This is a genomic window from Streptomyces sp. Rer75 (genome assembly GCF_013414305.1).
GTDB classification, from domain to species: domain Bacteria; phylum Actinomycetota; class Actinomycetes; order Streptomycetales; family Streptomycetaceae; genus Streptomyces; species Streptomyces himastatinicus.
Genome location: NZ_CP058693.1, coordinates 9112087 through 9128562, shown reverse-complemented (window position 1 = coordinate 9128562; position 16476 = coordinate 9112087). Strand labels below are relative to the sequence as shown.

Here is a 16476-nt window from a genome sequence, read left to right as displayed (position 1 = left end):
GGTCACCAGCCCGAGGCGGTGTAGACGACGGCCTGGTCCGGCTCCTCGCCCCAGGCCAGCTCGCGCAGCAGCGCCAGCGCGCCCTCTTCGGGGTCGATGAGCGAGATGCCGCGCCGGGCGTACTCCCGGCCGAGTTCCGGTGTGACCATCCCGCCGTGGGTGCCGGTCGGGGCCCACGGCCCCCAGTGCACGGTCAGCGCCCGGCGGCCGGTGCGGGCCCGCCACTGCGCGCCGAGGGTTTCCAGCGCGTCGTTGGCCGCGGCGTAGTCCACCTGGCCGCGGTTGCCGAGGGCGGCGGAGATGCTGCCGAACAGCACCGTGAACGCCGGGGGTTCGGGCAGTTCCGCGAGGGCGTCCAGCAGGGTCCGCGCGCCGTCCACCTTGGTGCCGAAGACCCGCCCGAAGGACTCGGCGGACTTCTCCGCGATCAGCCGGTCCTCGATGACACCGGCGGCGTACACGGCACCGTCCAGCCGCCCGTGGTCGGCGTGGATCTGCTTCACGGCCTGGAGCACGGCCGCGGCGTCCCGGACGTCCACCGCGCGGTAGCGCACCCGGCTGCCCAGGGCGCTCAACTCCGCGAGCGTCGCCGCGACTTCGCGCCGGGCGAGGATCCGGGCGGCCTCCCGCTCGATCTCGGCCGGTGTCGCGCCGCCCCGGGCGGCGAGCGCCGCGCGCAGCGCCGTCTCGTCGTGCGCCGCGGCGGTGTCCGGGTCCTCCGGGCCGGTGGGTTCCGGCGTACGGCCGAGCAGTTCGATCCGGCAGCGGGCGGCGGACGCGAGGGCGAGGGCGCACCGGGCGGTGATGCCGCGCGCCCCGCCGACCAGGACCACCACGGAGTCGCGGTCCAGGCCGAGCGCGGCGGCCTCCGCCGCGCCGTCTCCGGCGGGCCCGGCGCCCGAGGCCGCGAGCGGCCCGAGCGGGGCGTGCGTCAGGTCCAGCCGGTGGCGCCGCCCGTCGGCGGTGCGCAGGACGACGGGTGCACGGTCGGTGGCGGACAGCTCGTCGAGCAGTGCGCCGGCCACGTCGTCGCCGGACGCGGGCGCGTCGGCGGCCAGCTCCACCAGGGTGGCGGCCGTGTCCGGGTACTCCCTGGCCACCGTACGGAACACCCCGCGCAACCCCGCCGGGCGCGGGTCGAGCGGGTCGGCCGCGCGCACGGCCAGCAGCCAGTGCGGTCCGCGCCGCAGCGCGGCCTGGAGCACGGCGAACGCCTCGGGCAGCAGGGGCGCGCCGGACCCGGCCAGCGGGTCGAGCAGCAGCACGCCGTCCACCGGGCCGTCCGCCTCTGCGAGCAGATGGCCCGCGGCGAGGGTCATGGCCTCGGCGCCCTGCCCGGCCAGCCGGGCGGCGACCGCGGCGGCCACCCCGTCCGTGTCCCCGCCGAGCAGGGCGAAGCGCTTGCCGGTGAGGTCGGGCGACGCGTCCTCCCTCTCATCCAGGGGTACGGGCACAAGCCGCATCCGCCGGGGCGCCACGCCCGGCGCGGCGGCGATGTCGTTCGGGACGGTGGCCGGGGCGTCGGCGGTGGCGGGCGCGGCCGTGGAGGGTGCGAGACGCGCGGTGAGCCACTCGGTGACGGCCGCGGTCGTACGGGCCTTGGCCAGCTCCTCCAGCTCCTCGTCGCCCAGCGCGGCGGTTCCGGCGCCCGCGACACCGAGGCGGCGGGCCAGCTCACCGGCGATCTCGGCGCGCTTGATGGAGTCGATGCTGAGGTCGGCTTCGAGGTCGAGATCGGGTTCGATCATGTCGACGGGGTAGCCGGTGCGTTCGCTGATGATCTCGGAGACCGCGCGCAGGACATCGGGCCCGGTGGCGGGAGCGGCCGGTTCTTCCGCAGCGGGTTGAATGGTGGCCGGTGCGACGGTGGCGGATGCGGTGGCGGCCGCCGCGGGCAGCGCGGTGGCGGGGGTGGCCACGGGCAGGGGTGCGGTGGCGACCGGGGGCGGCGCCATGGGCCGCTCCCCCGCCGCCCCCGCCGCCCCGCCGAAGTAGGTGAGCAGGACGTCGCGCTGGGCGGCGATCATCTCCCGGCTCGTTCTCAGGTATTCGGCGATCAGGGCATCCCGGTCCCCGTATCCGTCGTCGCCCTTGCGGTCCGTCTGGCTCACCGTCGCCTCCACGACACGTCGGGCCGGTGCCAGCGCACCGGGGAGAAGGTCACCGTCCGCGGTGCGGACCAGTTGTCCGTCGACCGTCCATCCGGGCCGCTTCGGCGGTGCGGTGGAAGCCGCGTCCACGGCGTCACGGCCGCGGAACAGCCAGCCCGTACGCACCGGAACCCCGGCGACGGCCAGCTGGGCGAGGGCTTCGAGGAACCCGCGCGGCCCCTCGAAGCCGCCTCCCCGCCCCTCGGTACGGGCCCGTCGCGCGTCGCAGGCGACGGTACGGTGCGGTCGGTCGCCCAGGATCTCCGCCACCAGCCGGGTCAGCACGGTGCCCGGCCCGGCCTCGACGAAGATCCGCGCGCCCGCCGCGTACATGGCCTCGATCTGGTCCCGGAAGCGGACCGGGGCGCCGATCTGGGCGGCGAGTTCGGCGCGGATGGCGTCCGGTTCCGCGCCGTGCGGGGCGGCGGTGCGGTTGGCCCAGACCGGGAACTCCGGTTCCCGCACCGGGTGTTCGGCCAGCACCTCGGCGAAGCGTGGCCCGGCCCCGGCGACGAGCGGGCTGTGGAACGCACACGCCACGGACAGGCGCCGGACCGTGTGCCCGGCCTCCCGCAGCAGCTTGACCGCCTCCGCCACGTCCCGCTCGGGACCGGAGATCGCGGTCTGCTGCGGCGCGTTGTGGTTGGCGGCCACCACCTGCTCGGCGAGCCCGGCTTCCCTCAGCAGCCGCTCGACGGTGTCGGCCGGAGCGGTCACGGCGGCCATGGTGCCCGGCTCGTGTCCGGCGGCCTCGGCGGCGTCGAGGATGGCGGCCGCCCGCTCGGCGCTGAGCCGGGGCAGGCTGCGCGGGTCGAGGGCGCCCGCGGCGCACAGCGCGACCAGTTCGCCGTAGCTGTGCCCGGCCGCCATGTCGGGCCGTACTCCGGCCGAGGTGAGCAGGGCGTGGGCGGCGAGCCCGACGATGCCCAGGGCGGGCTGGGCCACCCGGGTGTCGGTGAGGGCGGCGTGTTGGGCCGCCTTTCCGGCCTCGTCGAAGGCGGCCGGGGGGTAGAGCACACCGGCGTAGCCGGAGCCGTGGAGCAGATGCCGCCGCAGCTCGGGGAAGGCCACGAACGCGTCCGCGAACATCCCGGGCCGCTGGCTGCCCTGCCCGGGGAAGAGGAAGGCCACCTTGCCCACGGGCTCGTCGGGCGCGGTGTCCGGGGCGAGGTCGGGCGCGGTGTCCGGGGTGGAGCCCGGCGTGGTGTCCGGGGCGAGGTCCGGCGTGGGGTCCGTGGTGGGGTCCTGCCCGGTGTCCGGGGACGTGTCGGCCACGTACAGGCCCTCGTCCCGCCCGCCCGGTCTCGGCGGTCCGGAGACGGCCACGTCGCCCGCCAGCACCCGCCGTAACCGCTCGGCCAGGTCGTCCAGGTCCGTGGCCACCACCGCCACCCGCACCGGTGCGTGGCCGGAGTCGGCCCGCCGGGAGGCGGTCAGCGCGAGGTCGCGCAGCCGCCATGGCCGCCCCGCCGTGTCGTTGGCCTCGGTCTGCCGCAGCGTCTCCTCGACCGCGCGCAGCGCCGCCGCCCGGTCGGCCCCGCGGAAGAGGAAGAGTTCGCAGGGCCAGGCGTCGAGCGTGTGCGCGGGTGGCGGCGTGCCGTTGCCGTGTGCCGCCAGCACCACATGGAAGTTGGTGCCGCCGAAGCCGAACGCGCTGACCCCGGCCACCCGGTCCGCGGGCGCCGTGGCCCACGGCCGCGCCTCGGTGTGGAAGGCGAAGGGGCCGTGCTCCGCGTCCCACGCCGGGTTCGGCCGCGTCAGGTGCAGGGTCGGCGGCTTGACGCCCGTGTACAGCGCCAGCGCGGTCTTGACGAGCCCGGCCAGCCCGGCGGCGCATTTGGTGTGCCCGATCTGGGACTTGACGGAGCCGAGCGCGCAACCGCCGGTGGCCGCCCCCGCCTCGGCGAACACTTCGCTGAGGACGGTGAGTTCGGTACGGTCGCCCACCGCCGTACCGGTGCCGTGCGCCTCGACCAGGCCGACACTCGCCGGGGAGACCCCGGCGCTCGCGTACGCGCGCTCCAGCGCGGCCCGCTGGCCCTCGGGGCGCGGGGCGGTCAGCCCGAGCGAGCGGCCGTCGCTGGACGAGCCGACGCCCTTGATGACGCCGTAGATCCGGTCGCCGTCGCGTTCGGCGTCGGCCAGCCGCTTGAGGACGACGCACGCGACGCCCTCGCCGAGCGCGATGCCGTCGGCCGTCGCGTCGAACGCCCGGGACCGGCCGGTCGGGGACAGGGCGTGCACGGAGGAGAAGAGCACGTAGTCGTTGATGCCGTTGTGCAGGTCGGCGCCGCCGCACAGGACGAGGTCGCTGGTGCCCGCGGTCAGCTCCTTGCAGGCGACGTCGACGGCGGCGAGCGAGGACGCGCACGCCGCGTCCACGGTGTAGTTGGCGCCGCCCAGGTCGAGCCGGTTGGCGATCCGCCCGGAGATGACGTTGGCGAGCATGCCGGGGAAGGAGTCCTCGGTGAGTTCGGGTAATTGCGCGGCCAGGTCCTCGGGCACCTCGCGGAAGTACGAGGGCAGGACGGCGCGCAGGGTCTGCGCGTTGGACAGGTCGCTCCCCGCCTCGGCGCCGAAGACCACGGACGTGCGGGCGCGGTCGAACGCCCGGCCGCCGTCGCCGGGGGCGCCGTACCCGGCGTCGTCCAGCGCCCGGCGGGCGGCCTCCAGGGCCAGCAGTTGGACCGGTTCGATGCTGCCGAGGGAGGCCGGGGGGATGCCGTAACGCAGCGGGTCGAAGGGGATACGGGGCAGGAAGCCGCCCCACCGGGAGGCGGAGGCGCCGTCCTCGTCGCCCGTGTAGTGGACGCCGGGGTCCCAGCGCTCGGCGGGCACCTCGGTGATGGCGTCGACGCCGCCCACCACATTGGCCCAGAACGAGGCGAGGTCGGGCGCCTGCGGGAACATGCAGGCCATGCCGACCACGGCCACGTCCAGCGGTGCGGGCGCCGGAGCCGTCGCGGGGGCCGCGGCCACGCCCAGCGGCGCGCACAGCGCCCAGGCCCGCGCGGCGAGGAAGTCCGCCGCGGCCGGGCCCACCGCGTGGTGCAGCGCGGCGATGGTGGTGGTGGCCGAGCGCAGCACCGCGACCTGTCCGGCCATGAACATGCCGTCGGAGAACTGGCGTTGCTCGTCGGCCTCGGTCAACCGGCCGTCGGGACCGCGCTCCAGGCCCTTGCTGGCGATGCGCAGCCGCCCCACGTTCAGCCGCTCCAGGCGCTCCCACAGCTCCCGGTCGGGCACGCCCTCGTCGCGCAGCCGCTCCTTGAGTGCGCGATAGCTCTCGGTGAAGGGGCTCGGCACACAGCGCGTGGCGTGGCCGGGGGCGGTCTCCAGCAGCGCGGTGTGCTCGGCGGCCAGCACCTGGCGCTGGAAGAGGGGTTGCACGGCGCCGTGTGCGACGGCCTCCTCGGTGAACAGGTACGCGGTGCCCATCAGCGGCCCCGCGGCGACGCCGCGCCGGGTCAGCGGGGCGGCGAGCGCGGCCACCATCGCGGCGGACCGTTCGTCGTGCACTCCACCGGCGAAGTAGACCTCGATGCCCGCGCCCTCGGCCCGGTGCGCGGGGTCGTCGAGGAAGTCCTCGATGACGGCGATCTGGGCCTCCCACAGCGGGAAGCTCGCGCGCGGACCCACATGGCCGCCGCACTCGGAGCCCTCGAAGACGAACCGCCGCGCCCCGCCCTCCAGGAACTGGCGCAGCAGTCCGGGCGAGGGCACGTGCAGATAGGTGGTGATGCCGTCCTGCTCCAGCGCCGCGGCCTGGGACGGCCGTCCGCCCGCGATGATGGCGTGGCTCGGGCGGATCTCCCGTACGGCCTCCAGCTGGGCGCTTCTGATCTCCTCCGGGGCGAAGCCGAGGACGCCCACCCCCCACGGGCGCCCGGTCAGCGCGGCCGCGGCCTCCTCCAGCAGGGTGCGCGCCTGCTCGCGTCCGGCCAGGGCGAGCGCGATGAACGGCAGCGCGCCGTCCGCCGCGACGGCGGAGGCGAACCCCGCCTGGTCGCTGACCCGCGTCATCGGGCCCTGCGCGACGGGCAGTTGAAAGGCGGGCGCCTGCGTGGCATCGCGCTCGTGCGCGGCATCCCGTACGACGCTCCGGATGGCGTCGGTGATGCCCCGGACGGCGCGGCCGACGTCCCGCCGGCGGGCGGCGAAGCGCGCGGCGAGGAACCCGTCCTGACCCACCGTCAGGGGTGCCCCGGGGTGCGGGGAGCGCGCCCGCGGGCGCAGCGCACGGTGTCCGTCGACGACGGTGGTCTCCGATCCGTCCATCGGCCGGAGCAGCGCGGCACGGTCCTCGGGGAGCCCCGATTCGGCGAGCAGGGCCAGCTGGGTGTCCAGGACGACCCCGGCCGCGCCCCCGATGACCGCCGCGGCGGCGGTGCGCGGGCCGATACCGCCGCAGGCCCACACCGGTACGGACACGCCGGGCTCGGCCAGGAGCCGCTGGAGCAGGACGAAGGTGCTCAGTTCGCCGACCGGTCCGCCGCATTCGCTGCCGCGGGCGATCAGCCCGTGTGCCCCGGCCCGGACCGCTTCGAGGGCCTGGTCGAGGTCGGTGACCTCGACCAGCACGCGATGACGGGCGGCGACGGCGTCCAGCGGCCAGGGCGCGCCGGTGCCGAGTATCACGGTGTGCGGCCCGGGCCCGCCGCCGTCCCCCGGGGGCCCGGTGTCCGGTGGTGCCGCGTACCGCAGATCCGCGGGCGTCAGGGGGCAGCCCGCCGCCACGCGCACCCCGTACCGCCCGTCGGACACCCAGTCGTTGACGCGTTCCCACGCGTCCAGTGCCGTGCGGCGCGTCGTTCCCAGGTCGAGGACGCCGAGGCCGCCGGCGCGGCTGACCGCCGCGGCGAGTCGGGGGTCCGGTTCCCCGAACGGAGTGATGCCTATAACCAGATCGCCAGGATACGCAACGGATGACATGTTTTCTCCGGATAAATCGCTCTAGCCGCGAAAGGGAGATAATTCTGACATGCACGTCTAACGTACGGCTTGCGCCTTTTACACAAAACGACGCGGAGGCGAAATTAGCGATCCGGTTACTGAGCCGTCAACAAGTTGCGAGCGCCGCACCTGCCAGGACGGGCTGGATCTCGCCATAGGTGGGGAGATCGATCGCGGCGCCGCCCCTCTCTTCCTTTGTTAAATATTGATGTACCTTTCGTGAGCTGGGACGGAAGAGAGCGTGCCACCAGCGTCCCTTGTGCCCCTCGAATACACCATTTACCCAGCGGGAGTCCCGCTGGGTAAACCGCTCGAGCGCGCCGATCGAACCCAATCGGCGGAGCACATTCCGGATTCTGAATTACGTGCACACGCGGCGCATCGCCGGAAAGTGCGGCCGGAATCAACCCGCGGACGCAACCGCTCAGCTTCCCGGCCGGGCCCAGACCGCGTCATCCGCCGAGAGGCGGTGGGCAACGACGGCGGTGACGGCGAGCAGCGTCAGGGCCGGACCCAGGGTGGCGGCGAGACCCCAGCGCAGAAACAGCCAGGCGCCGGTGAGGGCCCCGAGGAACATCGCGAGGACGGACAGCACGCGGCGGGCCGCGCCGCTGGTGCCCGCGGTGGCGGTGGAGTCGGCGGCGAGGCCGGTCAGGGTCAGGGTGAGCACGGTGGTCGTCAGGTCGGGGACGCCCAGGCGTCGTACGACCGCGTTCTGAAGCCCCATGCCCAGGCCGAGCAGCACGATCAGGGCGTAACGGACGCCCGTGGCGGCCTGGCCCCCGGGGGCGAGCGCCGATACGGCGGTGGCGGCCGCGACCAGGGCCGCCTGGGTGCCGGTGGTGACGGCGAGCAGCCGCCCGCGGTGTGCGGGCGGCCGGGCACCGACGCGGCCCCCGGCGAGCGCGCCGGTGAGGAAGGAGCCGAGGGACACGAGGGCGGCCGGGGCGGACAGCCCCGGGGCGCCCGCGAGGGCGAAGCCGAGGAAGACCACATTGCCGGTCATGTTGGCGACGAAGACATGGCCGAGCCCCAGATAGCTCACCGCGTCGACCAGCCCCGTCACCACGGTCAGCGTCAGCAGGAGCGGCGGCAGCGGGCCGTGGCGGTCCGTCACGCGCGGCCCCAGGGTCCGGGCGGCGTCCCTCAGCAGTCTGCGCATCCGCAACGTCCGTTCCTAGGGGGTGTGTCCACCGGTGGCGGCGCCGTGGCCGCCACCGGTGTGCGAGGGGCGCTCAGCCGGCGGCGTGTTCGCCGAGCATGGACTGGGCGTACAGCACGCCGAGGCCGTAGGCACCCGCGTGCTCCTTCACCACCTCCGTGACCGGGCCGTACGTCTCCGTACGGGCCCAGTCGCGCTGGAGCTCCAGCAGGACCTGCACCCAGGTGACGGGGACGGCACCGGCCTGCACCATGCGCTGGACGGCGTGCTCGTGTGCCTGCGGGGTGACGCCGCCGGACGCGTCGGTGACCACGTACACCTCGTAGCCCTGGGCGATGGCGGACAGCACGGGAAGGACGAGGCACACCTCGGTCCACAGCCCGGAGATGACGAGCTTCTTGCGACCGGTCGCCTTGACGGCCTCGACGAACGCCACGTCCTCCCAGGCGTTCATCGAGGTGCGGTCGATGACCTTCTGGTCGGGGAAGACGTCCGCGAGCGGCGGGAGCAGCGGGCCCGAGAAGGTCTCGGCGGCGACGGTGCTCAGCACGACCGGCACGTCGAACACCTTGGCCGCCTTCGCCAGGCCCACGGTGGAGTTGATGATCGTGGTGCGGTCGTGGCTGCCGGTGCCGAAGAACATCTGCGGCTGATGGTCGATGAACAGCATCACCGCGTTGTCCGGGGTGAGCAGGGCGGGGCTGGGGGTGGCGGTGACCTCGGCGATGTCGACCATGGTGGGGCCCTTTCTCTCTGTACGTGTGGGTGTGGGGTGTGTTCGCACGGTGTTCCGCGCGGTGCGCGATGGTGGCGGACCCCGGGTGGTGCCTCGTCCGCTCACAGCACGAAGCAGCTGTCGAACGCCGGGGCGTGGTCCTCGGGGAGTGCGCCGCGCCGGACGCGCCACTGCCGGTGCTGCTCCGACTCGGCGACCGCCTGGCCGAGCAACTCCGCCTGGCGGGCCCCGGAGCCGCCCGGTGTGCCGGTGGCCTGATAGCCGCCGACGTGTGCCACCGGGCTCCACTCCGGGCTGACGGCCGGGATGTCCTCGTCCAGGCCCTCGTACTCGGCGGCGGCGTACACGATGCGGCCGCCGACGATGGTCAGCACCGACTCGATGTGCGGGATGTCCTGCTCGGGCACGGTGAAGTAGTCGTCGGACAGGATCGCCAGGTCGCCGTAGTAGCCCGGCCGCAGACTGCCCTTGACGCCGTCCTCGCCGGTCAGTTGGGCCCCGGCCCGGGTGTACATCGCGAGCGCGGTCTCCCGGCCGACCCGGTTCTGCGGGGGCCGCAGGGCCAGGTCGCCGACCGAACGGCCGGAGACCAGCCAGTGCAGGGCGACCCAGGGGTTGTACGAGGACACCCGGGTGGCATCGGTTCCGGCGCCCACGGTCAGCCCCCGGCCGAGCATGGCCGCGAGGGGCGGCGCCTCGGCCGCGGCGCCCGCGCCGTACCGCCGCAGAAACGCCTCGCCCTGGAACGACAGCCGGTTCTGCACGGACAGCGCCCCGCCGAGCGCCGCGATGCGGTCGAGGCTGTCCGGGGAGACGGTTTCCGCGTGGTCGAACAGCCATCGGTTCCCGGCCGGGAACAGGCCCTCCGCGGCGAGCTTTTCGAAGACCGCGAGGTCGCGCCGGATGGTCTCGTCGTAGGTGGCGTGCAGCCGGAAGCCCCAGCCGTTCTCCATGAGCAGGCGCACGGCCTTCTCGAAGGCGGCCTCGTAGTCGCCGGTGAGCTGCGGGCGGGGCTGGGCGAAGTTCTCGAAGTCGGCCGCCGCCCAGGTCAGGTTCTCCCCCGCGCCGTTGAGCCGCAGCCACGCGTCCCCGTCCCCGGGGCGCACCATCTCGATCCAGCGGGTCAGGTCCTCGATCTCCTGGCCCGCGGTCTGCGGGAACAGGTGGTAGGCGATGCGCAGGGACAGCAGGCCGTCCTCCGCCAGCTCGGTCACCGTGCCGTAGTCGCCGGGGAAGTTCTGGAAGCCTCCGGCGGCGTCGATCGCCGAGGTCAGCCCGAATCTGTTCAGCTCGCGCAGGAAGTGGCGGGTGGAGGTCTTCTTGTCCGCGCCGTGCAGCGTCGGCGCCTTGGCGAGGGTCGAGTAGAGGATCAGGGCGCCGGGCGCGGCCAGCAGCAGGCCCGTCGGCTCCCCGTCCCGGCCCCGCACGATCTGCCCGCCCCGGGGGTCGGGGGTGTCCTTGGTGAACCCGGCGGCCTTGACGGCCGCCCGGTTCAGCAGGGCCGACTGATAGAGGTGCAGGATGAACACCGGGGTGTCCGGGGCCGCGGCGTTGAGTTCGGCGACGGTCGGCGGTCTCCGTTCGGCGAACTGCTCGGCGGACCACCCTCCCACCACCCGCACCCACTGCCCCTTCGGGGTGCGCGCCGCCTGGTCGCGCAGCATGGCCAGGCCCTGGCGCAGTGAGGGGACGCCGTCCCAGCGCAGTTCCAGGACGTAGTTGAGCCCGCCGCGGATCACATGCAGATGGGTGTCGTTGAGCCCGGGGACGACCCGGCGGCCCAGCGCGTCGACCACGCGGGTCCTCGCGCCCAGGTACGGGGCGATGTCGGCGTCGTCCCCGACCGCCCGCACCACGCCGTCGCGGATGGCCACCGCACCGGCCTGCGGGCGTGCCGCGTCCTGGGTGTACACCTTCGCATTACGGACGATCACGTCCGCGGCCTCGTCGTCGGTGGCGACGGGAACGAGCCCGCCGACCGGCATCGTGGACACCTCGGCACCCTCCGGGGAGCAGTGTGGTTACGGTGGCCGCGCCTCGCTGCCACCTGGTGTCCGGAACGCTAGGGCGGGCCGGTCCCCGCGCGTTGTCCGCCAGCGCACCGGGTGTTTCCCCTGCGCGCACCGTGGTGTTCGCAGACGTCAGGCGAGACCGCGTTCGCGGTTGCGGTCGCGCATCCGGGCGCGGACCCCTTCGGCCTCGTCGGTCCTGCCCAGGTCGGTGAAGAGCGTGATGGCCTGCTGCCAGGAGTCCCGGGCGGTCGCGTGCTCCCCCGTCGCATGGTGGGTGTCACCGAGGCGGGTCAGCGTGTCGGCTTCCTGGTACGGCACGCCGAGTTCGCGGTACACGGTGAGGGCGTTGTGGAACCCGATGACCGCCTGCTTGTACTGGCCGAGGTGGTGGTGTGCGTGGCCGATGCTGTCCCAGGTGGCGGCCTCGCCGTAGCGGTCGCCGGTTTCCCGCATCATGACGAGGGCCTGCTCGCAGTGGGTGAGGGCCTGGTCGTACCGCCCCAGCTGGGACAGATACCAGCCCACCGCGTTGAGGACCCGGGCCTCGGCGGCGCGCCGGCCCGCCGCCCGGAAGAGCTCCAGTGCCCGCTGGTTGTGGGCGAGGGCCGCGGTGAGGTCGCCCTGCTGGTCGGAGGTCCAGCCGAGGCTGCGGTGGGTGTTGGCGAGCCGGACGGTGTCGCCCAGCCGGTCGAACGCCTCGGCGGCCCGGTCGAGGCGGGTCCGCGCCTCGGCGTAGTGGCCGAGCCTGCCGTCGACGCGGGCGAGGGAGCGTGTCGCGAACGCCTGCCACTCCGGGTCGGCCAGCCGGTGTGCCGCGTCCAGCGCGGCGCGCTGGGCGGTGTGCCAGTCGTGCCAGTGGCCGCGCCGGTCGAAGAATGCCTCCAGGGCCCAGGCCAGGTGGCAGAGGTGGGCGTCGAAACCGGATGCGGCGGCCCGTTCCATCGCGGGGAGCAGCCCGGTGTACTCGGCGGTGAGCCAGTCCAGGGCCTGTTGGTCATCGGTGAGGGTTTCGGGTGTGACACCGGGCAGCGCCGGGTCCGGCGGTATGAGGTCGGTGTCCGGGGAGAGCAGCAGTGCGGCCGGGTGCGCGGTGTGGACGTAGTGGTCGAGCATCCGGTGCAGTGCGGAGCGGCGGGTGGCGTCGGTTTCGTGGTCCTCGACGAGTTCGGTGGCGTACGCGCGCACCAGGTCGTGGAAGGTGTAGCGGCCCCAGCTGTGTTCGGTGAGGAGGTGGGCCCGGGTGAGTTCGGCCAGCAGGGTGCGGGTGCGGCGCAGGGGAAGGCCGGTGAGGCTCGCCGCCGCGGCGGCGGTGAGGTCCGGCCCCGGGTGCAGGGCCAGCAGCCGGAAGGCCCGGGCCGACTCGGGGGTCAGGGCGTCGTAGGACCAGGAGAAGGCGGCGCGGGCGTCGACGGCGCTCCCGGTGTCGGCGAAGGCGTCGAGGCTGCCGTGGGTGCGGCGGAGTTCGGTGGCGACGGCGGCCAGCGGGAAGCCGGGGTGGAGGGCGGCGCGGGCGGCGACGATGGCGAGCGCCAGCGGGAGCCGGCCGCACAGCTCGATGATGTCCGCCACGGCCCGGGGCTCGGCGGCCGCCCGCTCGGCGCCGATCCGCCGCACCAGCGAGGCGCGGGCATCGTCGACGGGCGGCAGGTGCAGGGGCACCGGCACGGCCCCGTCCGAGGCGACCAGGCCGGGCAGCTGGCTGCGGCTGGTGACGAGGGCCAGGCAGCCGGGGCTGCCGGGGAGCAGCGGACGGACCTGGTCGTGGTCCCGGGCGTTGTCCAGCAGGACGAGGACGCGCCGGTCGGCGAGCAGGCTGCGGTACAGCGCGGCCTGGGCGTCCAGTCCGGTGGGCAGGTGCTGCGGGGGCACGCCCAGGGCGTGCAGCATTCCGGCGATGGCCTCCGTGGGCTGGGTGGGTGGCCCGCCGGGGTCGAAGCCGCGCAGGTTGAGGTACAGCTGCCCGTCGGGGAACCGGTCGGCGATACGGTGCGCCCAGTGCACCGCCAGGGTGCTCTTCCCGACCCCCGCCATGCCGCTGATCACGACGACGGTGGCGGCACGGGTGGGCTGCCCGGTGTCGGTGGGCTGCCCGGCACCGGTCGGCTGCACGTGGCCGCCGGTCTGCCCTGTGCCGCCGGTCTGCCCGGGGCCGGGAAGCAGGCCCAGTAGCTGGGTGAGTTCCGCGTGACGGCCCGCGAACACCGCCAGTTCGGTGGGCAGTTGGGCGGGGCGCACCCACGGGGGCTGCCGCTCCGTGGGGGCTCCGCCGGGCGTGGTTTCCGGGGCGGCGGGGCCGGTCACCTGCCGGTGGGCCGCGCGGAGTTCCGGCCCCGGCGGGACATCCAGGTCCTCGGCCAGCCGGGTGTGGATGGCGCCGTAGACGGCCAGGGCCTGTGCCCGGTGGCCCGAGGCGGCCAGGGCCAGGACGAGCCGCGCGTGCAGCGGCTCGTTCAGCGGATCGAGGGCGACGGCCTTCCGGAGCGGTCCGACCACACGCTCCGCCCGTGCGCAGCGCAGCGCCACGTCGGCGGTCTCGGCCACGGTGTCCAGGTACGCGCGGTCCACGCCGCCGAACACCGGATGGCTGCGCACCTGCTCCGGGACGCCCGTGGCGACCGGTCCCCGCCAGAGGGAGAGGGCGTCCGTGAACAGCTCCAGCGCCGCGTCCAGTTGGCCGCCGTCGGCGGCCTGTCGTGCCCGGTGCGCGAGGTCGCGGTGGCGCAGCAGATCCACCGAGTCCGGCGCCACCAGCAGCCGGTAGCCGCCCGCTTCGCGGAGCAGCAGACTGCCCGGCGCCCGGGGCGGCAGCTCCGGCTCCAGCAGCCGCCGCAGCAGGCCGACATACCGGTGGACCACGTTCACGGCGGTGGCGGGAGGCCGCTCCGCCCACAGGACGTCGACGATCTCGCTCAGCCGCAGGTGTTCCCCGGCCCGTATCAGGAGCAGGCCCAGCAACGCCCGCTGCTGGGGAACCCCCAGGTCCAGCTCGGTCGTGGACCGCCAGGCGCGCATCGGCCCCAGGATCTCGAACCGCAGGAACTCACTTGCCGGGGGCACCGGTCCCCGACGGTCCCCCGTTTTCACTCTTCTTTCACCGCACGAACCTACGCTCTCCACACCCGACCGCGAACGGTACCCGAGGAGGACTGTGTGGTGTACAAGAATGCGCCAGGGGGTGGGAATTGAGCGGCAGCCCGCCTGCCGAGCGCAGGTTATCCACCCGGCACGCCCTGCATTGCCCGGTGACGCTTCCGCCGGACGACAAACCGGCACACTGGAGCAGCGCCGTATCGCGCACCCTTCTCTCCGTCGACATGCGCTTGGAAAGGCCGGATCAATGGTCGGCCCGCATCACGGCGGAAGGGCTCGGCCCCGTGCAGATAGCCTCAATTGAGTCTGATCCGCTCACGATTTCCCGCGATCCGGGACACGTTCTCGCGGACGGCCGTGACTGTCTGATGGCCCGGCTCCAGGAGGACGGAACCTCCACGGTCCATCAGGACGGCCGGACGGAATCGCTTCTTCCAGGAGCCATGGCCTTCTACGACGCCTCGCGCCCCTTCACCCTGGTCATGCCGGAGGCGTATCGGGCGAAGGTCCTCGTGGTGCCGCGCCGGGCGCTGGGACTCTCCGAAGCAGAACTGCCCCGCCTCATCGCGCGGCCCATCCAGGCCGATACGGCACTGTCGGCCATGCTGCTGCCCATCATTTCCCGGCTCGCGGACGGCGCCGGTCCCCACCCGTGGCCCATCCGGCGGCAGATCGCCCGCACCCTGCTGGATCTGCTGGCCACCCTCGCGACGGGCACCCTCGACACGCTCGGCACGCACGACATGGAGGACCAACGCGCCGGTGCGGACCGCGCGCACCTGGCGCGCGTTCACGCCTTCATCAACAAACACCTGGCGGATTCGGGGCTTTCACCGGAAACGATCGCGCGGCATCACGGAATCTCCGTGCGCTATCTCCACAAGCTCTTCCAGGAACACGGCACCACGGTCGGCCGGTGGATCCGACAGCGACGGCTGGAGGAATGCCGGAAAGAGCTGGCGCGCGGCGGCCGGTCGAGCCGTACGGTCGCCGCCGTGGCCCAGCACTGGGGATTCATCAGCCCGGCCCATTTCAGCCGGGTCTTCCGGGCCGCCTACGGAATGTCCCCCCGCGAATGGCAGGCGCTGTGGCGGGAGCCGGTGGGCGCGGCCCATGAGCGAGCCCACGACCGGGCCCGCGACCGCGCGAGTGGACGCCCCGCTGAACGCGCGGATGAACGGCGCGCCCACGCCGCGGCCCTCGTGGGCCCGGCCGGTGCGCTGATGGACGACAAGCCGTGCGCCCCTGGTCAAGGCAGGGCGCGGCGCCGCGCCTAGCGTCCTGCCGACGGATCTCCGTGGCGGGCAACCGCACGACCCGCACTTCCCCTTCGCCGCCGGGACCACTCTGTCTGGTTTCCACCGGCGTACGACACGACACCACAGTTCAGGAGTGACGCATGTCCGACGGCAGCAGGCCCGTTCAGCCGGTACTGGAACCGGCGGCAGCCGCCTTCGCGGAGGCGACCGCCAACCCGCCGTACCTGTTCGACCTCGCCCCGGCCGAGGGCCGCAAGGCCGTCGACGAGGTGCAGTCCGGCGAGATCGGCAAGCCGGATGTCGACGAGGAGTGGATCACCGTCACCGGCGGTCCCGCCGGCGGCGTCCGGGCCCGTATCGTCAAACCGGCCGGCGCCACCGGGACGCTGCCGGTGATCCTCTACATCCACGGCGCGGGCTGGGTGTTCGGCAACGCCCACACCCACGACCGCCTGGTGCGCGAACTCGCCGTCGGCGCGGACGCCGCCGTGGTGTTCCCCGAGTACGACCTCTCCCCCGAGGCCCGCTACCCGGTCGCCATCGAGCAGAACTACGCCGTCGCCCAGTGGATCGTCCGGGACGGCGCGGGCACGGGTCTGGACGGGACCCGGCTGGCCGTGGCCGGGGACTCGGTCGGCGGCAACATGTCCGCCGCCCTGACCCTGATGGCCAAGGAGCGCGGCGATGTGTCCCTGCTCCAGCAAGTGCTGTTCTACCCGGTCACGGACGCGGGCTTCGACACCGGTTCGTACCACCAGTTCGCGACGGGCTACTTCCTGCGCCGCGACGGCATGCGCTGGTTCTGGGACCAGTACACCACAGACGAGGGCGAACGCGCCGAGATCACCGCCTCCCCGCTGCGGGCCACCACCGAGCAGCTCACCGGGCTGCCCGCCGCCCTCGTCATCACGGCGGAAGCCGATGTCCTGCGCGACGAGGGCGAGGCGTACGCGAACAAGCTGCGCGCGGCCGGTGTCCCCGTCACCGCGGTGCGCTTCCAGGGCATCATCCACGACTTCGTCATGCTCAACGCGCTGCGCGACACCCACGCCGCGCAGGCGGCCATCACGCTCGCCGCGGACACGCTGCGCACCGCGCTGCACGGCTGACCGAT

Annotated in this window: 7 protein-coding genes; 2 read left to right on the top strand and 5 right to left on the bottom strand. The window is 74.0% G+C overall.

Features of this window, described 5'->3' with window-relative positions:
• Positions 1-2 precede the first annotated feature (2 nt).
• The 5 genes from HYQ63_RS38750 to HYQ63_RS38730 form a co-directional block, all read right to left on the bottom strand.
• Positions 3-7082, bottom strand: a complete 7080-nt coding sequence (locus HYQ63_RS38750; protein WP_179938359.1) for a type I polyketide synthase — start codon at positions 7080-7082, stop codon at positions 3-5.
• Positions 7083-7527: 445 nt separating this feature from the next.
• Entirely contained in the window at positions 7528-8265 is a 738-nt protein-coding gene (locus HYQ63_RS38745; RefSeq protein WP_179938357.1) for a YoaK family protein, read from the bottom strand.
• A 73-nt stretch (positions 8266-8338) separates the two neighbouring features.
• Positions 8339-9001, bottom strand: coding sequence for a hydrolase (locus HYQ63_RS38740; RefSeq protein WP_179938355.1), 663 nt, complete (start codon positions 8999-9001; stop codon positions 8339-8341).
• A 101-nt stretch (positions 9002-9102) separates the two neighbouring features.
• On the bottom strand, positions 9103-10986 hold the full coding sequence (locus HYQ63_RS38735) for an amidohydrolase (RefSeq protein ID WP_179940976.1): 1884 nt from the start codon (positions 10984-10986) through the stop codon (positions 9103-9105).
• Positions 10987-11142: 156 nt separating this feature from the next.
• Positions 11143-14070, bottom strand: a complete 2928-nt coding sequence (locus HYQ63_RS38730) for a BTAD domain-containing putative transcriptional regulator (RefSeq protein WP_257232432.1) — start codon at positions 14068-14070, stop codon at positions 11143-11145.
• 125 nt (positions 14071-14195) lie between these two features.
• On the opposite strand from HYQ63_RS38730, the gene HYQ63_RS38725 reads away from it, so the two are divergent.
• Both HYQ63_RS38725 and HYQ63_RS38720 read left to right on the top strand, forming a co-directional pair.
• Positions 14196-15380 carry a helix-turn-helix domain-containing protein gene (locus HYQ63_RS38725; protein WP_179938353.1) on the top strand — a complete coding sequence of 395 codons (1185 nt, stop codon included), beginning with the start codon at positions 14196-14198 and terminating at the stop codon, positions 15378-15380.
• Positions 15381-15502: 122 nt separating this feature from the next.
• Positions 15503-16471, top strand: a complete 969-nt coding sequence (locus HYQ63_RS38720) for an alpha/beta hydrolase (RefSeq protein ID WP_179938351.1) — start codon at positions 15503-15505, stop codon at positions 16469-16471.
• The last annotated feature ends 5 nt before the right edge of the window (positions 16472-16476 follow it).